The sequence below is a fragment of the Pseudoalteromonas arctica genome (genome assembly GCF_012927645.1).
GTDB lineage: Bacteria > Pseudomonadota > Gammaproteobacteria > Enterobacterales > Alteromonadaceae > Pseudoalteromonas > Pseudoalteromonas arctica_A.
In genome coordinates this window covers 1-20,274 of the sequence record NZ_JABBMT010000015.1, presented here as the reverse complement: position 1 = coordinate 20,274, position 20,274 = coordinate 1, and the positions used below count along the sequence as shown (strand labels likewise).

The 20,274-nt window shown below is 41.0% G+C and carries 25 protein-coding genes and 1 pseudogene; 8 read left to right on the top strand and 18 right to left on the bottom strand.

The annotated features are described in order from the left end of the window. Nucleotides 1-320 precede the first annotated feature (320 nt). The 3 genes and pseudogenes from HHO47_RS19360 to HHO47_RS10840 all read left to right on the top strand — a co-directional run bounded on the left by HHO47_RS19360 (nucleotide 321) and on the right by HHO47_RS10840 (nucleotide 1,477). On the top strand, nucleotides 321-590 hold the full coding sequence (locus tag HHO47_RS19360; RefSeq protein ID WP_248290985.1) for a hypothetical protein: 270 nt from the start codon (nucleotides 321-323) through the stop codon (nucleotides 588-590). Between the two features lie 20 nt (nucleotides 591-610). Next, a pseudogene (locus HHO47_RS10845) lies at nucleotides 611-859 on the top strand (endonuclease); the annotation flags it as partial. 249 nt (nucleotides 860-1,108) lie between these two features. Continuing rightward, complete coding sequence (locus tag HHO47_RS10840) at nucleotides 1,109-1,477, top strand: hypothetical protein (protein ID WP_169020319.1); 369 nt, start codon at nucleotides 1,109-1,111, stop codon at nucleotides 1,475-1,477. 240 nt (nucleotides 1,478-1,717) lie between these two features. On the opposite strand, the gene rpsQ is transcribed toward HHO47_RS10840, so the two are convergent. Genes rpsQ through rpsJ form a run of 11 tightly spaced genes read right to left on the bottom strand, consistent with a single transcriptional unit; the run spans nucleotide 1,718 to nucleotide 6,684 of the window. Beyond that, a complete protein-coding gene (rpsQ, locus tag HHO47_RS10835) occupies nucleotides 1,718-1,975 on the bottom strand; it encodes a 30S ribosomal protein S17 (RefSeq protein WP_016709053.1) in 258 nt (85 codons plus the stop codon). Beyond that, nucleotides 1,975-2,166, bottom strand: coding sequence for a 50S ribosomal protein L29 (gene rpmC, locus HHO47_RS10830; RefSeq protein WP_004588692.1), 192 nt, complete (start codon nucleotides 2,164-2,166; stop codon nucleotides 1,975-1,977). The genes rpsQ and rpmC overlap by 1 nt, the downstream gene beginning before the upstream one ends. Next, entirely contained in the window at nucleotides 2,166-2,579 is a 414-nt protein-coding gene (rplP, locus tag HHO47_RS10825) for a 50S ribosomal protein L16 (protein ID WP_016709052.1), read from the bottom strand. The genes rpmC and rplP overlap by 1 nt, the downstream gene beginning before the upstream one ends. A gap of 12 nt (nucleotides 2,580-2,591) precedes the next feature. Then, on the bottom strand, nucleotides 2,592-3,293 hold the full coding sequence (rpsC, locus tag HHO47_RS10820; RefSeq protein ID WP_054206128.1) for a 30S ribosomal protein S3: 702 nt from the start codon (nucleotides 3,291-3,293) through the stop codon (nucleotides 2,592-2,594). 11 nt (nucleotides 3,294-3,304) lie between these two features. After that, nucleotides 3,305-3,637 (bottom strand): 50S ribosomal protein L22, encoded by a 333-nt coding sequence (gene rplV, locus HHO47_RS10815; protein WP_004588690.1) that lies wholly within the window; start codon nucleotides 3,635-3,637, stop codon nucleotides 3,305-3,307. 14 nt (nucleotides 3,638-3,651) lie between these two features. Continuing rightward, entirely contained in the window at nucleotides 3,652-3,930 is a 279-nt protein-coding gene (gene rpsS / locus HHO47_RS10810; protein ID WP_010561269.1) for a 30S ribosomal protein S19, read from the bottom strand. A 15-nt stretch (nucleotides 3,931-3,945) separates the two neighbouring features. Next, nucleotides 3,946-4,770: a 50S ribosomal protein L2 gene (gene rplB / locus HHO47_RS10805; protein ID WP_169020318.1), complete on the bottom strand. Its 825-nt coding sequence runs from the start codon at nucleotides 4,768-4,770 to the stop codon at nucleotides 3,946-3,948. Between the two features lie 17 nt (nucleotides 4,771-4,787). Continuing rightward, nucleotides 4,788-5,090, bottom strand: a complete 303-nt coding sequence (gene rplW, locus HHO47_RS10800; RefSeq protein ID WP_054206127.1) for a 50S ribosomal protein L23 — start codon at nucleotides 5,088-5,090, stop codon at nucleotides 4,788-4,790. Continuing rightward, complete coding sequence (gene rplD, locus HHO47_RS10795) at nucleotides 5,087-5,692, bottom strand: 50S ribosomal protein L4 (protein ID WP_077536677.1); 606 nt, start codon at nucleotides 5,690-5,692, stop codon at nucleotides 5,087-5,089. The genes rplW and rplD overlap by 4 nt, the downstream gene beginning before the upstream one ends. A 17-nt stretch (nucleotides 5,693-5,709) precedes the next feature. Next, complete coding sequence (rplC, locus tag HHO47_RS10790) at nucleotides 5,710-6,345, bottom strand: 50S ribosomal protein L3 (RefSeq protein WP_054206125.1); 636 nt, start codon at nucleotides 6,343-6,345, stop codon at nucleotides 5,710-5,712. A 27-nt stretch (nucleotides 6,346-6,372) separates the two neighbouring features. Next, nucleotides 6,373-6,684, bottom strand: a complete 312-nt coding sequence (gene rpsJ / locus HHO47_RS10785) for a 30S ribosomal protein S10 (RefSeq protein WP_002957900.1) — start codon at nucleotides 6,682-6,684, stop codon at nucleotides 6,373-6,375. A gap of 419 nt (nucleotides 6,685-7,103) precedes the next feature. Here rpsJ and plsB point away from each other — a divergent pair, with 419 nt between their 5' ends. Continuing rightward, the gene (gene plsB, locus HHO47_RS10780; RefSeq protein ID WP_169020317.1) at nucleotides 7,104-9,548 is read left to right on the top strand and encodes a glycerol-3-phosphate 1-O-acyltransferase PlsB; all 2,445 of its coding nucleotides are present in this window, start codon (nucleotides 7,104-7,106) and stop codon (nucleotides 9,546-9,548) included. A 14-nt stretch (nucleotides 9,549-9,562) separates the two neighbouring features. Here the strand turns inward: plsB and tesB are convergent, their stop codons facing one another. Continuing rightward, entirely contained in the window at nucleotides 9,563-10,420 is an 858-nt protein-coding gene (tesB, locus tag HHO47_RS10775) for an acyl-CoA thioesterase II (RefSeq protein ID WP_169020316.1), read from the bottom strand. Between the two features lie 75 nt (nucleotides 10,421-10,495). Here tesB and HHO47_RS10770 point away from each other — a divergent pair, with 75 nt between their 5' ends. Together HHO47_RS10770 and HHO47_RS10765 are read left to right on the top strand one after the other, a co-directional pair. Beyond that, the gene (locus HHO47_RS10770) at nucleotides 10,496-10,954 is read left to right on the top strand and encodes an EVE domain-containing protein (RefSeq protein WP_169020315.1); all 459 of its coding nucleotides are present in this window, start codon (nucleotides 10,496-10,498) and stop codon (nucleotides 10,952-10,954) included. An 84-nt stretch (nucleotides 10,955-11,038) separates the two neighbouring features. Then, on the top strand, nucleotides 11,039-12,070 hold the full coding sequence (locus tag HHO47_RS10765) for a cytosolic protein (RefSeq protein ID WP_169020314.1): 1,032 nt from the start codon (nucleotides 11,039-11,041) through the stop codon (nucleotides 12,068-12,070). Between the two features lie 46 nt (nucleotides 12,071-12,116). Here HHO47_RS10765 and HHO47_RS10760 read toward each other — a convergent pair whose 3' ends face one another. Next, on the bottom strand, nucleotides 12,117-12,356 hold the full coding sequence (locus HHO47_RS10760) for a hypothetical protein (protein ID WP_169020313.1): 240 nt from the start codon (nucleotides 12,354-12,356) through the stop codon (nucleotides 12,117-12,119). Next, a complete protein-coding gene (locus HHO47_RS10755) occupies nucleotides 12,356-13,423 on the bottom strand; it encodes a potassium channel family protein (RefSeq protein WP_169020312.1) in 1,068 nt (355 codons plus the stop codon). Before HHO47_RS10755 ends, HHO47_RS10760 begins: the two co-directional genes overlap by 1 nt. A gap of 169 nt (nucleotides 13,424-13,592) precedes the next feature. Here HHO47_RS10755 and HHO47_RS10750 point away from each other — a divergent pair, with 169 nt between their 5' ends. Together HHO47_RS10750 and HHO47_RS10745 are read left to right on the top strand one after the other, a co-directional pair. Continuing rightward, nucleotides 13,593-14,543, top strand: a complete 951-nt coding sequence (locus HHO47_RS10750; protein WP_169020311.1) for a chemotaxis protein CheV — start codon at nucleotides 13,593-13,595, stop codon at nucleotides 14,541-14,543. Between the two features lie 165 nt (nucleotides 14,544-14,708). Beyond that, nucleotides 14,709-16,019 carry a short-chain fatty acid transporter gene (locus tag HHO47_RS10745; RefSeq protein ID WP_169020310.1) on the top strand — a complete coding sequence of 437 codons (1,311 nt, stop codon included), beginning with the start codon at nucleotides 14,709-14,711 and terminating at the stop codon, nucleotides 16,017-16,019. 48 nt (nucleotides 16,020-16,067) lie between these two features. On the opposite strand, the gene HHO47_RS10740 is transcribed toward HHO47_RS10745, so the two are convergent. The 4 genes from HHO47_RS10740 to HHO47_RS10725 form a co-directional block, all read right to left on the bottom strand. Continuing rightward, on the bottom strand, nucleotides 16,068-18,203 hold the full coding sequence (locus HHO47_RS10740) for a peptidase domain-containing ABC transporter (protein ID WP_169020309.1): 2,136 nt from the start codon (nucleotides 18,201-18,203) through the stop codon (nucleotides 16,068-16,070). Between the two features lie 221 nt (nucleotides 18,204-18,424). Beyond that, nucleotides 18,425-18,775, bottom strand: coding sequence for a hypothetical protein (locus tag HHO47_RS10735; RefSeq protein ID WP_169020308.1), 351 nt, complete (start codon nucleotides 18,773-18,775; stop codon nucleotides 18,425-18,427). A gap of 260 nt (nucleotides 18,776-19,035) precedes the next feature. Further along, nucleotides 19,036-19,248 (bottom strand): hypothetical protein, encoded by a 213-nt coding sequence (locus HHO47_RS10730; RefSeq protein ID WP_248290984.1) that lies wholly within the window; start codon nucleotides 19,246-19,248, stop codon nucleotides 19,036-19,038. Nucleotides 19,249-19,463: 215 nt separating this feature from the next. Then, the coding region (locus HHO47_RS10725; protein WP_169020306.1) for an HlyD family efflux transporter periplasmic adaptor subunit at nucleotides 19,464-20,274 on the bottom strand (811 nt) is incomplete at its 5' end.

The following is a 20,274-nucleotide window of genomic DNA, read 5'->3' as shown; positions in this document are numbered from 1 at the left end:
TCCCTGACAAAATAAATTCAGCTGATAAATATGTTTTCTATTCTCATGGACTCATTGTAGAGGGCACAGATCCTACACCTATTCATGGGCGCTGGGGGCAATATAACTTTCCAGCGATTAAACAGGAACTTGCCGGCTCAAGCTATCATTTAATTGCTACTCATCGGCCAGCGAAAACTCACCCTTTTAAGTACGCTCAACAGCTATATAAACAAGTAACTAAATTACTAAAAAATGGCGTACCTGCAAGCAATATATCGTTAGTTGGCTTTTCCCGTGGTGGGTTTATTACGGCAATTACATCGAGTCATTTAAAAAACATGGATATTGACGTTGTGATCTTAGCGGCTTGTACCAGCGGATTAGCTACAAAAGTAGAAATAGCTATTTATGGTCATTTATTTTCAGTGTATGAAACCTCTGACTCTGTTGGTTCGTGTGACAATGTAGTTGCCAGAAACATTAATACGGTTAGTTCTTACAAAGAAATTTCGATTTCAACGGGTAAAGAACATGGCGCTTTTTTCACTCCGAGAAAAGAATGGATAGTACCCGTTAAAGCGTGGCTCAAACGTAAAAAGCTTCAGTAGTATTTTATATTAGTTTTGTGTTTTATATGGCAACCCGCTACGAAAACGTAATTGATAGTTGGCAAAACAACACCACGGCTAGTAATGCCGTACTTAACGGCTCTAGTAACCAAGTCTTTGAGAATTGGGTCGTGACTATGTTGGTTAATTGGCATAACGAGGATCCTGTCAGTCAATTAGAGCTAGATAGAAATCAAGCCGCTTATGAACATCGAGGAAATCGCAACCCATATATCGATCACCCTGAGTTTGTAGAGATGATTTGGTAAAAAGGTCAGCAGTCAGCAGTCAGCAGTCAGCAGTCAGCAGTCAGCAGTCAGCAGTCAGCAGTCAGCAGTCAGCAGTCAGCAGTCAGCAGTCAGCGCAAAAAAACATCAATCTTTGCACTTGCAAAGGCTTTTCGTATACCTAACCGTTTGTTTACCTTTTGGGAATTAAAATGTACCATATTTGTACAAACCTAAAGGCTTGCTCTAAACTTTTATTGCACCTAAAATTATCAACAAGGAAGAAGTACTATGCAGCTATCTAACAATTTAATGGATGTATTTTTTGGTTATAATGGCAGAGTTGGTGATGTTAAGGGTGCTAAAGATGGTATAACAGAGTTTGAACAACGAGCTCAAAATGCATCTTCTCCTGAAGAAAGAGAGCGATATGCTCAAGCAGCAGAGCAACTTAGAACTGAAATCCTACCTAAAATACAAGAAGAGATGGAACAGCTAGGTAAACAATTAGGATTAAACTCTAGCAGGATAAGTCAAGCTATTGAAATAGATAAAAACAGCAGCCAAGTACCAAATCTAGCCATAAGAAAAAATGAAGATGGTATATTATCATTTATCACTTCTTATGAATCAGGAAGTTTTTATCACAACAAAATATAAGATGGTTGATTTGCAAGCATAGATACTCATCGATTCCTTTATGAACATGATTTTTTGTGGGTGTGAGCCACTCTTACGTATTTATAACGTTCTTTTCTCCTCGGGTATCCTAGACTCAACCCAAGCTACGGGGGTCAAATTTACTCCGCGCTGACGGCTTACCGCTTAAAACTGATAGCTCCAAACGCAAAAAGCCCCAGCTAATGCCGGGGCTTTTTATAAAACAGACTTAATTAAAAATTAAGCTTGTTTTGGACTAGAAATAACGTCTACTAATGTCCAAGACTTAGTCTTAGAGATTGGCGCGCATTCACGGATAGTAACTACGTCACCCGCTTTTGCTGTATTATTTTCGTCATGTACATGTAATTTAGTCGTACGTTTGATGAATTTCCCATAGATTGGGTGCTTCACGTAACGTGCGATAGCGATAGTGAAAGATTTTTCCATCTTGTCGCTGATTACAGTGCCTTGAAGAGTACGGATTTTATCGCTCATTATTGACCTGCCTTCTGGTTAATAATTGTTTTTACACGCGCGATATCGCGACGTACTGTTCTTAGCGTGTGAGTTTGAGCTAACTGACCAGTGCTTGCTTGCATGCGCAGGTTAAACTGCTCACGAAGAAGTCCTAGAAGTTCAGCATTAAGCTCTTCTACGCTTTTGTCTTTTAGTTCGCTTGCTTTCATCACATTACCGTCCGAGTTACGAAAGTTGTTTTGAATGGCAGTTTACGAGCAGCAAGGTCGAATGCTTCACGAGCAAGCTCTTCAGAAACACCTTCCATTTCGTAAAGTACTTTACCAGGCTGAATTTCAGCAACCCAATATTCAACAGAACCTTTACCTTTACCCATACGAACTTCAAGCGGTTTGTTCGTGATTGGCTTATCTGGGAACACACGGATCCAGATTTTACCTTGACGTTTCACGTGACGCGTCATGGCACGACGAGCTGCTTCGATTTGACGAGCAGTCATGCGGCCACGGCCAGTAGCTTTCAAACCGAAAGTACCGAAGCTTACTTTGTTACCGTTTTGCGCTAAACCGCGGTTGCGGCCTTTGTGCATTTTACGGAATTTTGTACGTTTTGGCTGTAACATTACTCGCTACCTCTACTTAGCACTTTTTTTGGCTTTCTTTGGTGCGCGTTTAGCTGGCTTCTCTTGCTCTTGTACTAGTGGTAAACCACCAATAACTTCGCCTTTGAAGATCCAAACTTTAACACCAATGATACCATAAGTGGTTAAGGCTTCAGAAGTTGCGTAGTCGATATCAGCACGAAGAGTATGTAGAGGTACACGACCTTCACGATACCATTCTGAACGTGCGATTTCTGCGCCGCCAAGACGACCGCTAACTTCAACTTTGATCCCTTTAGAACCGATGCGCATTGCATTTTGTACCGAACGCTTCATAGCGCGACGGAACATAACACGACGCTCTAGCTGAGAGGCAATGCCGTCTGCTACTAGTTGTGCATCAAGTTCTGGTTTACGTACTTCAGAAATATTGATCTGAGCAGGTACACCAGCAATCTTAGTTACCGCTTGACGTAATTTTTCTACGTCTTCGCCTTTTTTACCGATAACAACACCCGGACGAGCCGTGTGGATTGTTACGCGGATTGATTTTGCTGGACGCTCAATAACGATTTTAGACACAGAAGCCGCTTTCAATTCCTTAGTAAGGAATGTACGTACTTTGTGATCGCCAAAAAGCTGTGCAGAGAAATCTTTTGAACTCGCGTACCAGGTAGAAACCCAAGGTTTAGATATACCTAGGCGAATACCAGTAGGATGAACTTTTTGTCCCATTACTTATACTCCTAGCTATCTGAAACCACAACAGTGATGTGGCTTGTACGCTTAAGGATGCGGTCAGCGCGTCCTTTAGCACGTGGCATAATACGTTTCATTGTTGGACCATCGTCCACAAAGATCGTTGTTACACGTAGCTCATCAATGTCAGCACCTTCGTTATGCTCTGCGTTAGCAATAGCAGACTCAAGTACTTTCTTAACTAATACAGCCGCTTTCTTAGGGCTGTACGCCAGGATTTCTAGTGCGCGATCGACAGGTAACCCGCGGATCTGATCTGCAACTAGACGTGCTTTTTGCGCCGAACCAGAGGCGAATTTATGTTTAGCTAATGCTTGCATTTATCATTCCCCTCTTAACGTTTCTTCGCTTTCTTATCCGCAGCGTGGCCACGGTAAGTGCGAGTTGGTGCAAATTCACCTAGTTTGTGACCGATCATTTCGTCAGAAACGAAAACTGGTACATGCTGGCGACCATTATGGACAGCAATGGTCAATCCGATCATGTTAGGTATGATCATTGAACGACGGCTCCAAGTTTTAATTGGCTTCTTGTCACCGCTTTCCAAAGCTTTCTCTACCTTCTTCAGCAAGTGTAGGTCTATAAAAGGACCCTTCTTGAGAGAGCGTGGCATGGCTATTCCTCAATATTACTTAGTACGACGACGTACTATAAATTTATCCGTACGCTTGTTCTTACGCGTCTTAGCACCTTTAGTCGGCTTACCCCATGGAGACACAGGATGACGACCACCAGATGTACGACCTTCACCACCACCGTGTGGGTGATCTACCGGGTTCATGGCAACACCACGAACTGTCGGACGAATACCACGCCAGCGATTTGCACCTGCTTTACCAAGTGAACGAAGCATATGCTCAGCATTGCCTACTTCACCTAGCGTTGCACGACAATCAGATTCAACTTTACGAACTTCGCCTGAACGAAGACGTAATGTTACATATTGACCATCACGCGCAAGGATTTGAACGTATGCACCAGCAGAACGTGCGATTTGAGCACCTTTACCTGGTTTTAATTCTACGTTGTGAACAGTCGAACCTACAGGCATATTGCGCATAGGTAATGCATTACCAGGTTTGATTGGTGCATCAACACCAGACTGGATTGCATCACCAGCTTTTAAGCCTTTTGGTGCGATAATGTAACGACGCTCACCGTCTGCATATAATACAAGTGCGATGTTTGCGCTACGATTTGGATCATATTCTAAACGCTCAACAGTGGCTGGAATGCCATCTTTAGTACGTTTAAAATCGATTACACGGTAATGCTGCTTATGACCACCACCGATATGACGAACCGTAATACGACCATTGTTATTACGACCACCTGACTTAGAGTTTTTCTCTAATAGTGGTGCGTATGGCTTGCCCTTATGTAGATCTGGGTTTACCACTTTAACTAGGTGACGACGACCCGCAGAAGTTGGCTTACACTTTTGAAGTGCCATAATTCTAACTCCTCTTATTACTCGGCGCCGCCGACAAAGTCTAGTTCGCTGCCTTCTTTAAGAGTAACGTAAGCTTTTTTCCAGTCGCTACGACGACCGAAACGTGCGCCAGTACGTTTTGTTTTACCCTTAACGTTAAGTGTGCGAACACCAGTTACTTCCACTTCAAAAAGCTTCTCTACAGCTGCTTTAACTTCAGCTTTAGTTGCGTCATTTACTACTTTGAAAACGATAGTATTGTTTTCTTCAGCAGCAATTGTGCTTTTTTCAGAGATATGTGGAGCAAGGATCACTTTTAAAAGACGTTCTTCACGGATCATGCTAGCGCCTCCTCAAGTTGCTTAACAGCAGCTGCTGTAATAAGTACCTTATCGAAAGCGATTAAGCTTACAGGGTCGATACCAGCTACATCACGCGTGTCAACCTTGTACAGGTTACGTGCCGATAAAAATAGATTCTCATCTACTTCTTCAGTTACGATTAGAACATCTTTAAGCTCAAGCTCTTTAAGCTTAGCAACTAGTTCTTTAGTTTTTGGTGCTGCTAGAGCAAAACTTTCAACAACGATTAAACGCTCTTGACGAACTAATTCAGATAAGATGCTTTTGATCGCACCGCGGTACATTTTACGGTTTACTTTTTGGCTGTGGTCTTGTGGTTTAGCTGCGAAGCTAACGCCACCTGAACGCCAAATTGGACTACGGATTGTACCAGCACGTGCACGGCCAGTACCTTTTTGAGCCCATGGTTTTTTACCACCACCGCTTACTTCAGAACGTGTCTTCTGAGCACGAGTACCTTGACGAGCACCTGCTGCGTATGCAACAACTACTTGATGTACTAATGCTTCGTTAAACTCACGTCCAAAAGTAGCTTCAGAAACTTCAAGAGCGCCAGAAGCGTCTTTAATTGCTAATTCCATCACTAAATCTCCAGGACTTATGCTTTAACAGCAGGTTTAACGATAACGTCACCGCCGATAGCGCCAGGTACTGCACCTTTAACTAAAAGCAAGTTACGCTCAGCGTCAACGCGTACTAGTTCTAAGTTTTGAGTCGTTACACGCTCAGCACCCATATGACCGGCCATTTTCTTACCTTTAAACACCTTACCAGGTGATTGGTTTTGACCGATTGAACCAGGAGCACGGTGAGATAGAGAGTTACCATGTGTAGCGTCTTGCATGCTGAAATTCCAGCGCTTAACACCACCTTGGAAACCTTTACCTTTAGAAGTACCGGTTACGTCAACTTTGTTGATTTCGTTGAATAATTCAACAGTAAGCTCAGCGCCTACTTCAAAATCGCCTTCACCACCATTTAGGCGGAATTCCCACAGACCGCGACCCGCTTCAACACCAGCTTTAGCGAAGTGTCCCGCTGTTGCTTTGTTTACACGGCTTGCTTTTTTAGTGCCTGCGGTTACTTGAAGCGCGTTATAACCGTCTGTTGCGTCAGATTTGATCTGAGCAATGCGGTTAGGTGTCGCTTCAATAACTGTCACAGGGATAGATACACCATCTTCAGTGAAGATACGTGTCATACCCACTTTACGACCGACTAGACCTAATGCCATTTTCCTAAAACCTCTCTAATCTTTCGATTAACCCAGGCTGATTTGAACATCAACACCAGCAGCAAGATCTAAACGCATAAGTGCGTCAACAGTCTTGTCAGTTGGTTCTACGATGTCGATCAGACGTTTATGGGTGCGGATCTCATACTGATCACGCGCGTCTTTATTAACGTGCGGTGATGTAAGTACAGTAAAACGTTCAAAGCGTGTAGGTAGTGGAATTGGACCACGTACTTGTGCGCCAGTGCGTTTCGCAGTTTCCACGATTTCCGCCGTTGATTGGTCAATCAAACGGTGGTCAAAAGCTTTTAGGCGAATACGAATGCGTTGATTTGACATTCTTAAACCTCAATATAAAGAGCATTTAAAAGAGCATAAAAAAACGACCGAAACAATCTTATAAATATAAGATGCCGGTTGTTGATTTATATCTACGTTGAGTTCCAAATCGGAACTCCTGTTTTATTAGCTTGAAATCCAAGCTTAATGTTCCTTCCAAGTTCCCGGGGGAATTTTGAAAGCCTGCGTATTATAGTGATATTGGTGATAAATGCAACAACTATTTTAAACTACCAGAGTGGGGATTATTTGTACTGTCAAAAAGGGTTGTCACTATGTCGTCATTACTGGGGATTTATTATAGTTAGAAAGCCAAGCAATCGTACTTGGCACTAATGATAATGGTCAGTCTAGTTTTTAATTGTTATTATTCATCCTTATTTTGCTTTTATCTATTAACCCTTAACCTTGGTGAGTTGATGCGTATTTTTAATTATTGCTTGAATTTTGTGTCTATGATGATGAATCACCTATTTGTGAAAAGCAAAGTACTGCCCGAGAACCCAATTGAGCAATACAGTCTTAACCCCGCCTACCCTACTTTTTATATAGTTAAACTTAATGCTCGCTCAGATTTAGCTGCCCTTGACCGAGTTTGTAAGAAGTACAACCTGCCCCGACCAACTGAACAACAGCTGTTGGGTAATACAGAGTTAGACCGTTTTATTGGCCTACAAAATCCACCACCACTGTTTGGCGATACAGCCAAACCGACAGACGCGTTAAATCAAGGTAAGCAAATCATTGATCAGTTAATTGCCAGTGGTGAGAAAAACGTGCAAGTTATTCCGGTCACTATTTTATGGGGTCGTAATCCAGGCAAAGAAAAACCAGGGTTAGGCACGCTGGTTTCGCACTCACTTACACCTAGCTGGTTTCGTAAGTTTTTTGTATTACTGTTTTCAGGGCGTGATAACTTTATACGCTTTAGTCAGCCACTAGATTTATCGTTGTTAGTAAACGAAAAAGCCGATGTTGATGAATTACCGCACAAATTACTACGTGTTGCACGGGTGCATTTTCGTCGTCAAAAATTGGCGGCCACCGGGCCAAAAATGCCCTCTCGCGAGCAGCTATTTAATTCGCTATTAGCATCACCTACTATTAAAAAAGCAATTAATGATGAAGCGAAAAGTAAAAACATTAGCCAACAACAAGCACGTCAAAGTGCATTAAAGCTGCTTGATGAAATAGCAGCAAATTACAGCGATGCAACGATTCGGGTTGCAGAGCGCGCGCTCACTTGGCTATGGAATAAACTATATAACGGCATTGAAGTTAAATATACCGAACAGCTACATGACTTAACCAATAAAGGTCATGAGATCATCTATATGCCTTGCCATCGCTCGCATATGGATTATTTACTTCTTACCTACTCTATTTATCATTTAGGTTTAGTGCCACCACATATTGCGGCGGGTATTAACTTAAATTTTTTCCCTGCCGGTGGCATCTTCCGCCGCTCAGGGGCGTTTTTTATTCGCCGTTCATTCGCGGGCAATAAACTTTACTCAGCGGTATTTAAAGAATATTTAAGCCAGCTGTTTATTAAAGGTTATTCAGTAAAGTTTTACACCGAAGGTGGTCGCAGTCGTACCGGGCGTTTACTACCACCAAAAACTGGTATGTTAGCAATGACTCTACAAGCTATGCTGCGCGGCATTGATCGGCCAATTTCGATTGTGCCTGTGTATATTGGTTATGAGCACGTCATGGAAATCAATACATACCTGAAAGAACTTGCGGGCAACGATAAAAAAGGCGAGTCAATATTAGGTATTTTCAAAGCGATTAAAAATTTGAAAAATTATGGCCGTGGTTATTTAAACTTTGGCGATCCAATCTCGATCAACCAATATTTAAATGAGCAGCAGCCAGATTGGCGTGAATCTATTCACCCTACCGATGTACAGAAACCACAATGGCTTGGGCCTCAAGTGGCAACTCTTGCCGACAAAGTCATGGTTAATATTAACAGCGCTGCCGCCCTTAACTCCGTTAACTTACTAGCCATGATCTTACTAGTAAACGATAAACAAGCACTGAGTAAACCTAAGTTGCTAGCACAGCTAGATTTTTACTTACACCTACAACGCAATGCTAGTTACAGTGAAAAAATCACCATCCCAGATGAAGGCCCAGAGCAACTATTAGCGCATGCGTTAAAACTGAATAAGTTTGATGTGATCAGCGATGAGTTTGGCGAAATTATTGCTATTAGCGATAAAGAAAAAACCCTATTTAACTATTACCGCAATAATATTTTGCATGTATTTTCTGTACCAAGCTTACTCGCCCTGCATATATTTAAAAGCCATAAAACCACCATTGCACAATGCCAAGCATTAATTAACTGCTTTTACCCAATGTTCGCTAAAGAATGGTTTTTACATGAGCTTGATGAAAACTACATCACCCGTATTTTATCCAGCTTTGTAGATCAAGACTTAATAGAAATTGATGGCGATAACATAAAAATCACCAACAGTAATGATTGCTTAGCCAAGCTAGAAATTTTAGGTCGTGCGCTTAGTTTAACCCTACAACGCTATGCCATTGTAATTGGCTTTATTCAAACCAGTAAAGAGATTGAACGCGCAGAACTTGAACGCGAAAGTCAAGTATTAGCTCAGCGCTTAGGTACTTTGCATGGCATTAAAACCCCTGAGTTTTTTGACAAAAAAGTATTGGTAGGTTTTATTAGCAACTTGCGCGAGCAAGGCTTAATTAGCGAAACCGAGAATGGCTTACAGGGCAGTACTAAACTTTGTGAAGTGTATATTCATCTTAAAGCATTGCTGCCAGCACGAGTCTGGCAGTCGATTAGTGATATTGTACAAGGGCAATGTAACCAAAAATAGTTACATGTCGCCTATCAGCGCTGACGCATTACCCCTTCTTGGATCGTTGAGGCCACTAAATTGCCTTGACGGTCAAAGAACTGACCACGTACCAAACCACGTCCTGAGCTCGCACTTGGACTATCAATGGTATATAAAATCCAATCATCTATTCGAAACGGACGATGAAACCACATCGCATGGTCAATGGTCGCTACTTGCATATTAGGCTGCATAAACGAGACACCATGAGGCTGTAGTGCTGTTGGTAAAAACTCAAAGTCAGACGCATACGCCAATAAATAGTTATGAATACGTTGATCATCAGGCATCTCGCCATTGGCTTTGAACCAAATATGTTTTACTGGCTCTATGGCTTCAGGTTTAAAGGGGTTATGAAAGTTCACCGGTCGCATTTCAATCGGCATTTCACGAATAAACTTATTACGGATCACCTCAGGTATATGAGCTGCGTGCTCTTGATAAAACTCCAGTGATGAGCGCAGCTCCTCAGGAGCAGGTACATTAGGCATAGTTGCTTGATGTGACAAGCCTTCTTCAGCACCTTGGAATGATGCCGTCATATAAAAAATAGGTTTTCCATATTGAATCGCACTAACACGCCGAGTACTAAAGCTCTTACCATCACGGATCGTTTCCACATCATACACAATTGGCTTTGCAGCATCGCCAGGGCGTAAAAAATAAGAATGCAGTGAATGAGCAATTCGCCCTTCAGGTAAAGTTTCTTTGGCGGCAGACAGTGCTTGGCCCATTACTTGACCACCAAATACCGCACGAAAACCCAAATCTTGGCTTTGCCCGCGATACAAGCCCTGCTCTATTTCTTCTAACGTTAATAACGACAATAAATCATCTAAAACTTGGCTCATAGTTGCTCCTCAATCCCATTTAGATTTTAATGATACTATAGACAGTATGATGTAAATATTTCAAGGATCCTAGTTATGGCGTATTGGTTATTTAAAACTGAACCCGATGCATTTTCGATCGACGATTTAAAAAGCGCCCCCTCACAAACCACTGCATGGGAAGGTGTGCGCAACTACCAAGCCCGTAATTTTATGCGCGATGGCGTAAAGCTCGGCGATTTAGTGATGATTTACCATTCTAGCTGTAAACACGTCGGCGTTGCAGGTATCGCAATAGTGACTGCTGAAGCCTACCCAGATCCTTGCCAATTTGATTTAAGCAGTGAGTATTACGATCCTAAATCAACCTGTGATAAACCGAGATGGGTTGTCGTTGATGTGACCTATCAGCAGCATTTAAATAAACTAGTCAGCTTAAAAGCGATTAAAGAAAATGCCACAATTACTGAAATAGCCCTTAAAAAAGGCGGTCGATTATCGGTAATGCCAGTGACTAAATCGGATTGGCAAGCAATTATAAAAATGGCAGAGTAATAATAGTTTGCTGCTTATACATCACGTTTTCCTTCTTTTTCCAAGTTTGCTAAAATAGACAGCTTGTTTTAGTTAGGGGGTTAGATGAAGTTACTGTATTGGTTAGATGAGTGGTTAACTCTACCTCAAGATGAACAGCAAACCAGGTTGCCTATATCTGGGGGGGATTTACTTGGCGATGTTTTTGTTAAATATCACTTTATTGATATAAATAAACCTTTATTGTTCACCTTTTCTCCTGCCGGTACTAATTACCAAGAGCATGATCTCATTGATGATTTTAGCCCTTGGGGATTTCAACTAGCGCAAAAACAACATGTTAATGTTATTTCATTTCAGCACTTAGGAATAAGTAATTGGTTTAGACACCGTAACTTACTGTTTTTCCTCGAGCAGCTCGCTCCCTTGCTAACACCTTTTAGCGAACGGTTAGGCTACGGGTTAAGCCGAGGTGGCTTTGCTGTAGGTGCATTTGCTAATTTACTAAAGCTAGATAAGGTACTGTTATTTCATCCTGTTAGCACCAAAAATAAAGCAATTGCTCCTTGGGATGACCGCTCAAGTACCGAGATTGCCCAAAAGTTTGATTGGACAGGAGATTACCACGACTTAGATTTGGGGCATGCTAAAGGCTACATTATCTATGACCCTACTAATCGAATTGACCGCGCTCACGCTAAACGTTACGGTCAGTTAAACCACTTACGCGTATTTGGTATGGGTCACAGTACTCATGCCACATACTTAAATAAATTTGGCTTTTATAAACAAGTGGCTGTCGACTTTATTAGCCATCAGCACGTCGATATTGCGCAATTTCGCCTACAAACCAAAACCCTGCGCTTTAAAGAAGATTATTACAGAAGGCTCAACAAGGCGAATGCTAAATCGTCACACCGACAAGCATTATTAAGCAAGGCGCACAACATTCTTATTGATGAAAAAGCAGCACATGTGCAAGAACATCAAGCAAAAATTGATATTCAGCCATTGATTGATGTCGCTCTAAAGCACCAAGATGAGCACCCTAAAGATGCCATTCAGTTGCTCGAAGTGGCTCAGCAACTTGTCCCTGATGATCCTTTAGTAGAGCACAAGCTAAAACAATTAAAGTAGTGGAATAAGGCTCAAGGTTCATCTAAATATATTAAGGTGTATAAACTTAACTTTTAGTCTTGCCTTTTGATTCTTTCGACTTATTACTTTTAGCTTGCGGCTTCTTATTACGCCCATGCTTAGGAATAATGGCAAAGTACATAATCAGTGCCAGCCATGAGAAGAGGATAATACCAATTAACCAGCCATTTTTTTCATGCCCTTGCGTGCGTTTACTGTTAAGCACAATTACTACTGGTAAAATATAAGCACTCAAAAGTAAAATTAAAAACGTTACTTCATTCATTAATTAGCAAGCCCTTGCCAATCAACTTCGCTGCTTAAAACACGATCAACTGCAATGTAATGTAAAATATCACCACTGTTAACCGGATAATCTAACGGTGGATTTAAATCCATATTTTGCGCACTTAGGTTGTGAGCAACACCAAGTAAAATAGCATCATGATCGTGTTTAAAATGATGAAATAATTTACCAAATTCCATTACCGCTAAATCGTCAGGAATAGCTAAACTAAACTGGGTATCACCGTGTAAAGTCGATAGCAACTCTTCTTGCACCCGACTAGAGCCTGGGTCTTGCATTGAACGTACTAGAATTTCGGCTGATTTAGCCGTTGAACATTCAACGTTGTAACAATGTTCGAGCAGCATTTCGACTTTACTCTCATCGTTAAAGTGCGCACTTATATGGCAGTCATCTTTAACTAATTTACTAATGCGCAACGCAGTGGTAAAAGTTTGATCGTCATCTTGACCATCAATAATAATTTTATCGGCTTGCTTGATCGCCACACGCTCAAGCTCCTCACAGTCGGTAAAGCTCGATAAGCGCACAAAATCAACATGCGCATTCGTTAAAAATGGATGTTCCATTGGCTCGGTGACCGCAAGCAAAATTCGTCGATCCAAACGCTTTTGGTCAGCGAGAATATAATCAATCATTTTTTTTGTACGAACTTGATGCCAACCAAAAATAATAATGTGATTGTGAAAATGTGCAAAACTCTTATCACCTGTCATAGCGCGCCTAATTAAATAAGTAACTGTTTGCCCTGTTTTACCTAACAGAACACCAAATAAAGCCAAACCAAATGGAATTTGCAGTATCGCTACAATCCATCGGCCCAGATCTGTACTCGCACTAAAATCACCATATCCTACCGTTGAGGTAGTAACGATATAGTAATAAACAAAGGTGCTAACTGGTCTCAGTGTGACTTCTTCTGCGACGATTAACAATAACCAGATCAAGATCATATGTAATAAAGTGGCAATAGCCACAGCTTGCCAGCTAACCTGATCAATATGGTTTCTGACTAGTAAAAATAATCGTTTAAATATAAAAGGCATGCCCACACTTGGTTATTCAGCTATCAATTATCCGATAAGTTACTGTAATGCTGAAATGAAGGCAATGCTTGAAATCCCTTTCAGGCTCAAGATTATTATCTAGGCTGCTTTTTTAAAGTAGAACAGTGTAAGCTATACTTGCATTATTAATTATAAAGTCGAGCGTGTTATGTCAGGTGTATTAGCTTCTGTTGATCAACGAACTCAACTTGTTGGTGAAAATCGCTTAGAGTTATTATTGTTTTATTTGCACAGTCGCCACTTATTTGCTCTTAATGTCTTTAAAGTTAAAGAAGTAGTGAAATTGCCGCATCTTAGTATTATTCCACATGCCCATCCTAAAATATCAGGCGTGGCCAATATTCGTGGTGAATCGATCCCTGTTATTGATTTACGCCAAGCGATTTGCATGTCTGCCGCCAAGAACACTGAAGATAGTAACTTAGTGATCACTGAATACAATCGCACGATACAAGGTTTTTTAATCGGTAAGGTTGATCAAATAGTTAATATGACATGGTCAGATATAATGCCACCGCCTTCCTCTATCGGTAAAAATCATTATCTAACTGCGCTCACTAAAATTCAACGTGATGGTCAAGAGCAGTTAGTAGAGATCATTGATGTAGAAAAAGTACTAGCAGAGATTATTGACTACGAGGTACAAATTTCTGATGAGGTACTTGATCAAAGTATCGTAAACGAATTTGTTGGCCGAAAAATACTCCATGCAGACGACTCACGCACTGCACGAAAGCAAGTGAGCGATACATTAACGCAGCTGGGTATTGAAATTATCCCAGCAAGCAATGGCCTTGAAGCACTCAATATGCTTAAAGACTGGGCTGATAAAGGCATAGACGTAGAGAAAGAGTTACTGATGGTGATCACCGATGCAGAAATGCCAGCAATGGATGGCTATCGTTTAACCCATGAGATCCGAAACGATAACCGCTTAAAAAATCTCCATGTGGTACTTAACACATCGCTCAGTGGCAGCTTTAACCAAGCTATGGTCGAGAAAGTAGGTTGTAATGCGTTTTTATCTAAGTTTCAACCAGATTTACTAGTAGAAGAAGTGCAAACACGTTTAAAAGCAGTTCTAGCACCACAGAAATAGCACTGCATCTAAGCGTGGCTTATACCACGCTAGTGCTTTAATAACGTTTTGTTGTAATGACGAAGAAATACGCGATTTAACACCACCACTACAACTCTATTTGCCAATTAAGCGCTTTCGTGATTAATTGGCAATATATAGCAATAATCAAAACACACAATCACTATGCTAAATCATGTTGCCAAACCGTTCACTAAATTAGTAGAACGTTACCTACCCGATCCATTTATTTTTGTTATTTTACTCACACTGCTTACCTTTATAATTGCGTGTATAGTGACACCTTCAAATCCACAACAAGTACTGAGCGCGTGGGGCGGTGGTTTTTGGAACTTACTAAGTTTTGCCATGCAGATGCTGTTGGTGTTACTCACCGGATATATGCTGGCAAGCACACCAGTTATGAGCCGATTGCTCACCCAATTAGCGAAACTTGCCAATACTGCGCCAAAAGCTATTTTATTAGTCACCTTTGTGTCATTGCTCGCCAGTTGGATTAACTGGGGATTTGGCTTAGTTATTGGTGCTTTATTTGCCAAAGCCATTGCCCGCTACACACTAGTTGATTATCGCTTACTGGTTGCCAGTGCGTATTCTGGCTTCATTGTTTGGCATGGTGGCTTGGCAGGCTCAATTCCTTTAACTATCGCAACGTCAGGGCATTTTTCACAGCAAAGCATTGGTGTGATAAACACCAGCGAAACACTGTTTTCAGGATTTAATATAGCCATAGTTATTGGCTTATTTATCATTATGCCACTGGTTAATCGTTATATGTTACCCAACACCAAAGACAGCGTTTATGTTGATAAAACGCTATTAAAAGAAGCCATACCTAAACCTAGCAATGCTACTCGCCCTGCCGATAAAATTGAACACAGTAAGTTATTAGGATTAGGCACAGGAGTGCTTGGGCTAGTTTATTTAGTTAATTATTTTGTGTTTAGTGGCGGCTCACTTAATTTAAACAGTGTAATTGCACTGTTTTTATTTTCTGCCATTTTATTGCATCAAACGCCGTATAATTTACTTAATAGCCTGCAGCAAGCTGTACCCAGCGGTGCAGGGATTATTATCCAGTTTCCATTTTATGCCGGGATCATGGCAATAATGGTTGATACCGGCTTGGCACAACAAATTTCGCAAGGCTTTATCGCCATAGCTAGCGCAGAATCACTGCCGTTTTGGAGCTTTTTAAGTGCTGGCTTAGTAAATATATTTGTGCCATCTGGCGGCGGACAATGGGCGGTACAAGCGCCTATAGTGATACCCGCCGCACAGGCACTTGGCGCAGATATGCCTAGGGTTGCCATGGCAGTAGCCTGGGGTGATGCCTGGACTAACCTGATCCAACCATTTTGGGCGTTACCAGTTCTCGCCATTGCCGGCTTAAAAGCCAAGGACATTATGGGCTTTTGTTTAGTGCAGCTAATTATTACAGGGATGTTTAAATCGTTTGTATTGAGTTTTTATTAGCTGCAAGCATTATGCAAAGGCGTGCAATATATGCACGCCTTGATCACTTTAAGCACTCTCACTTTGCTGGTCTAAATCCACCAATTCACCCGCTTTTAAATGATAGACCTTGCCAGCCATATTGATGGTTTCTTGGCGGTGGGCAATCATAATCCGTGTGATAGGTAAGTGCTGAATTTGTTCGCTTATTTTTGCCTCGTTATCTTTATCTAAATGGCTGGTTGCTTCATCCATAAACAACACACACGGCGATTGATACAGTGCGCGGGCAAGAAGTAAGCGTTGTACTTGCCCGCCAGATAAGTTTGAGCCCATATCACCCACCAAGGAGTTGTAGCCCATAGTCATTTTGGTAATATCATCATGAATTGCTGCATGATGGGCGCACTGCTCTATTTTTAAGTAATTAGGCTGTGGGTCAAAAAAGCTGATGTTATCGGCGATTGAACCTGCTAATAGCGTGTCATCCTGCATCACCGCGGCTATTTGTTTGCGGTAATCTTTAAGGCCAAGCTGAGTAATGTCTTTACCATCAAGCAGCACTTTGCCTGAGGTAGGTTGTAGTAACCCGAGCATAATTTTCATCAAGGTAGTTTTACCAGCACCAGAAGGCCCGGTAATCGCAATAGAATCACCTGCATCCAGCGTTAAGTTAACGTTATTTAGAATGGGGGCTTGGTCATCACTGTAACTAAAGCAAATATTTTCAAGGGTAAGCTGACCTTTAACGTTACCCTCTTCCTCACCGGTATAGGCCATTTCACCGTCACGATTAGCTTCTTGTTTGGTCAGTGCAATATCAGCGATACGGTCTAAGTGTAAGCGCATCATTTTAAATTGAATAATTTGCTCTATTAAATTAGCAAAACGGCTAGTTAACTGGTTTTTATAGGCAATAAACGCCAGTACCATACCGACCGACAAGCTATTGCTCATAACTAGCAATGCAGCAAAGTAAATCACCAATACATTCTCAAGACCAAATAACAGTTTATTGAATGAATCAAAGCTGATGTTTAACCGCCCTAAACGGATTTCACTGTTTATTACCTCAGCATAACGGTTTTGCCAAATGCCTTGGCGCTGCGACTCATTGCCAAACAGCTTTATAGTTTGCATACCGCGAATGTTTTCTAAAAAGTTTGATTGCTCTTTGGCTGAATTTTGAATCATTTCTTCGGTGGCTTGATGTAGCGGCCGATACAGCGCCAAACGCACTAAGGTATATAGCACAATTGCGCCAACAACCACCGCTGTGAGCTTTAGCGAGTAAATTAACATCATAATCAATACGGTAATCGCCATCACGCCATCGACCAGTGTTTCTACAAACCCAGTAGTAATGCGCTCTCGTATTTGCGCCAAAGAGCCAAAGCGCGAGACGATATCGCCAACATGGCGTGACTCAAAATAATTCATCGGTAGTCGCAATAAATGCCTGAGCAAGTTCACGCCCATTTGCATATTGAGCAAACTTGAAAGCCGTAAAATCAACCAGCTGCGCACCGCATTGGTCACCACCGAAATAATAGCAATCAGCGCAAAACCCATAGCAAGCACCGTTAATAACGATTCATCAAAACTGATTAATACTTCATCCACCACCCACTGCATATAATAAGGAGTCATCAAGGCAAATAGCTGCAATACCAGAGACAACGCAATCAGTTTTAGCAACCCTGCCTTTAAGCCCTTTATGGTGCTCCAAAGCTGGGTAAACTTCATTCTTGCTTGTTCTTGTTTGGCTTCGAACTTACTGGTTGGCGTGAGCTCTAAACAAATACCGGTAAAGTGTTTACTGAACTCTTCCGCGCTTAAACTACGCTTGCCAACAGCAGGGTCGTTTATAGCAAACTTAGCCGCAGCCCCTTTACCTGATACTTTAGTCAATACCACAAAGTGATTCATATCCCAATGTAAAATACACGGCGTTTGTAGTTTATGGACTTCATCAAGTGGGCATTGTAGCGCACGACTGGCTAGTCCTAAGTTATCGCCCAGCTCAATCAGCTGCTGTAAGTTCATCCCCTTTAGATTAGCCGAAAAGCGCTTGCGCATAGCAGGCATGTCCAGCTGATGGCCGTGATAGCACGCCACCATAGCCATAGAGGCTAGGCCGCATTCTGCAATTTCGGATTGAAGGATGAGAGGGGTTAACTTTGATAGGGTAAAATCTAAGTTCATATACATAATCATATTTGCTACTTTTTTTGGTAACGAGCACTTTGAACTTACGCCTTTAGGCAACTAAAAAACTAAATATTATAGCTATCATTCAAGTGGATAATTATCAACCTAAAAATCAAAAAGGATCTATATATTTCATTAAGAAATCACCTATTATTATCACACAACCTTAGATTAAATAACCTGCTCATTTATTATCATGACCAAATAAACCTATTTTATTTAGCTAACACTTCAATTCCAACCAGTTGAGAATGAACTATTTTCCATTCAGATTGTGAGTTACTTTCTAAAATATGGATGTTTTGGGTTACATTATCTTGAAACTCTTCACCTGATATTTTTTTTGTTTCAGTATTTTCTTTTACGATTACATGTTTTCCATCTTGACCTAATACTCGGCAAGATAGAATCTTTGCAATTAATTTATATTTATTAAAAACAGGACCATATATTTCAAAAACTTTATTTTTATTTGGGTTTTTATTGTGCATACAATCTTTTATCCCTGATAAAGATGAGTCATTAATAGCACGATAATAGCTTTCAATTACTTTTTCAAAATTCATATTTAATCTCACATCAATAAAAAGAGCATAACGTTTATGCTCTTTTTGAAAGTATCCAATAACTAGGTGTCTTTTTTTGTAGAGAAGAATCTACGAAAAATAATGGCTCCTATTCCACCTAGTAAAATAGATAAAATAATTACCTCCAAAAAACTTAAAATAGAAGCAGAAACCCCAATAATAGACGTTATTACTATTAGAAAAACCCACGCAGTTTGTCTATTAGTCATAATGCAATCTCCTAGTTATGTCTTTTTAAATTATGCTGTATAGTAGAGATATAATTCTCTACCCAAATAACCTATACCACCAGAAAGACCTCCAGCTAAAGCACCAGGACCAGCACCGACACCACCGACAACAGATCCAAACACTCCACCAGCTAATGCTCCTCCGAAAACGGCTGCACCTAACTCTCTTGTAGAATATCCACCATTTACAAACTCTATTTCATTTACGTTTAATTCACGCATAATGTTATACTCCATGTATCCGACACTTTTCGTGTCGGTTTGTTAATATGCTCACTTTAAAATAAAGTGAGCGGTTAATAAGGCTGGCTTTAGCTGCTCGCTAAAGTTTGACTAAAGTCAGCCACTCTATTCTCTGGTTAATATCACTTATTACAGCAAATTAAACAGATGAATTTTTTCTTTTATCGTAATATATTACGACCTACTATTTACAATTAACTTACTCGTCCTTTTAGGCTATACAGCGGTTCAAGCAACCATTCAATTAGTGTGCGCTGTTCTAACATAATATCTGCCTCAAACAACATGCCGCTTTTTAGCTCAAACGCTTTACCATAAGCCTGCACTCGCTGCTGGCTGAGTATTGCTCGCAAACGGTACACTGGCTCTTGCAAAGCGATAGGCAAACGTATTTCGTTTGGGGTAATGAGTGCTTTGTCGATGCGACTAATTTTGCTATTAATAAAACCAAAGCGTTGATAAGGAAAAGCATCAAAGCGCAAACGCGTATCGTTACCAAGCGCAATAAACCCAGCAGAGCGTGTTGGTAGCAGCAACTCTGCTACTAGCTCTGAGCCTTCAGGAATAATATGTAACAGTGGTTTAGCTTGGATGAGTGTTTCGCCTTCAACCACTTGAATACCGGTGACTGTACCGCTATTACTTGCAGTGATGGTGTATTGATAGTTACTTTTAATTTGTGTGAGCTGGTTTTGAATATCCGCTTGTTGGCGTTTAAGGCTATTTATGCGCAGCGTGTATTGCTGCGGTACGTTGGCAATACTAAAGTTAAGTTGGCTTAATTGATTTTCTTGCTGCATTAACAAACGCGCTAAATTTTGTTTTTCTTGTTTAGCATCTAGCAGGGCTTGCTGTTGCTGCTCACGCTCAATGTTTGATAAAAAACCGCGCACAGTTTCTTTACGAGAGTATTGAGCAGTGAATAAGAAGGTAATAACTGCGATAGCCACACAAGCCAGAATAAACACAGTTAATTTTATTGATAGCGGTTGTGCGAGAGTGATA

What these genes read in the sequence shown, in the direction of transcription:
- rpsS (WP_010561269.1), bottom strand. Translation starts at nt 3,930, where the DNA reads ATGCCACGCTCTCTCAAGAAGGGTCCTTTTATAGACCTACACTTGCTG.
- rpsJ (WP_002957900.1), bottom strand. Translation starts at nt 6,684, where the DNA reads ATGTCAAATCAACGCATTCGTATTCGCCTAAAAGCTTTTGACCACCGT.
- rplW (WP_054206127.1), bottom strand. Translation starts at nt 5,090, where the DNA reads ATGATCCGTGAAGAACGTCTTTTAAAAGTGATCCTTGCTCCACATATC.
- plsB (WP_169020317.1), top strand. Translation starts at nt 7,104, where the DNA reads ATGCGTATTTTTAATTATTGCTTGAATTTTGTGTCTATGATGATGAAT.
- rpmC (WP_004588692.1), bottom strand. Translation starts at nt 2,166, where the DNA reads ATGAAAGCAAGCGAACTAAAAGACAAAAGCGTAGAAGAGCTTAATGCT.
- HHO47_RS10735 (WP_169020308.1), bottom strand. Translation starts at nt 18,775, where the DNA reads ATGAATTTTGAAAAAGTAATTGAAAGCTATTATCGTGCTATTAATGAC.
- HHO47_RS10765 (WP_169020314.1), top strand. Translation starts at nt 11,039, where the DNA reads ATGAAGTTACTGTATTGGTTAGATGAGTGGTTAACTCTACCTCAAGAT.
- rplB (WP_169020318.1), bottom strand. Translation starts at nt 4,770, where the DNA reads ATGGCACTTCAAAAGTGTAAGCCAACTTCTGCGGGTCGTCGTCACCTA.
- rplD (WP_077536677.1), bottom strand. Translation starts at nt 5,692, where the DNA reads ATGGAATTAGCAATTAAAGACGCTTCTGGCGCTCTTGAAGTTTCTGAA.
- HHO47_RS10750 (WP_169020311.1), top strand. Translation starts at nt 13,593, where the DNA reads ATGTCAGGTGTATTAGCTTCTGTTGATCAACGAACTCAACTTGTTGGT.
- HHO47_RS10760 (WP_169020313.1), bottom strand. Translation starts at nt 12,356, where the DNA reads ATGAATGAAGTAACGTTTTTAATTTTACTTTTGAGTGCTTATATTTTA.
- rplP (WP_016709052.1), bottom strand. Translation starts at nt 2,579, where the DNA reads ATGTTACAGCCAAAACGTACAAAATTCCGTAAAATGCACAAAGGCCGC.
- HHO47_RS19360 (WP_248290985.1), top strand. Translation starts at nt 321, where the DNA reads ATGGATATTGACGTTGTGATCTTAGCGGCTTGTACCAGCGGATTAGCT.
- rpsQ (WP_016709053.1), bottom strand. Translation starts at nt 1,975, where the DNA reads ATGAGCGATAAAATCCGTACTCTTCAAGGCACTGTAATCAGCGACAAG.
- rplV (WP_004588690.1), bottom strand. Translation starts at nt 3,637, where the DNA reads ATGCAAGCATTAGCTAAACATAAATTCGCCTCTGGTTCGGCGCAAAAA.
- HHO47_RS10755 (WP_169020312.1), bottom strand. Translation starts at nt 13,423, where the DNA reads ATGCCTTTTATATTTAAACGATTATTTTTACTAGTCAGAAACCATATT.
- HHO47_RS10770 (WP_169020315.1), top strand. Translation starts at nt 10,496, where the DNA reads ATGGCGTATTGGTTATTTAAAACTGAACCCGATGCATTTTCGATCGAC.
- rpsC (WP_054206128.1), bottom strand. Translation starts at nt 3,293, where the DNA reads ATGGGACAAAAAGTTCATCCTACTGGTATTCGCCTAGGTATATCTAAA.
- tesB (WP_169020316.1), bottom strand. Translation starts at nt 10,420, where the DNA reads ATGAGCCAAGTTTTAGATGATTTATTGTCGTTATTAACGTTAGAAGAA.
- HHO47_RS10740 (WP_169020309.1), bottom strand. Translation starts at nt 18,203, where the DNA reads ATGAACTTAGATTTTACCCTATCAAAGTTAACCCCTCTCATCCTTCAA.
- HHO47_RS10745 (WP_169020310.1), top strand. Translation starts at nt 14,709, where the DNA reads ATGCTAAATCATGTTGCCAAACCGTTCACTAAATTAGTAGAACGTTAC.
- rplC (WP_054206125.1), bottom strand. Translation starts at nt 6,345, where the DNA reads ATGGCATTAGGTCTAGTCGGTCGTAAAGTGGGTATGACACGTATCTTC.
- HHO47_RS10840 (WP_169020319.1), top strand. Translation starts at nt 1,109, where the DNA reads ATGCAGCTATCTAACAATTTAATGGATGTATTTTTTGGTTATAATGGC.
- HHO47_RS10730 (WP_248290984.1), bottom strand. Translation starts at nt 19,248, where the DNA reads ATGCGTGAATTAAACGTAAATGAAATAGAGTTTGTAAATGGTGGATAT.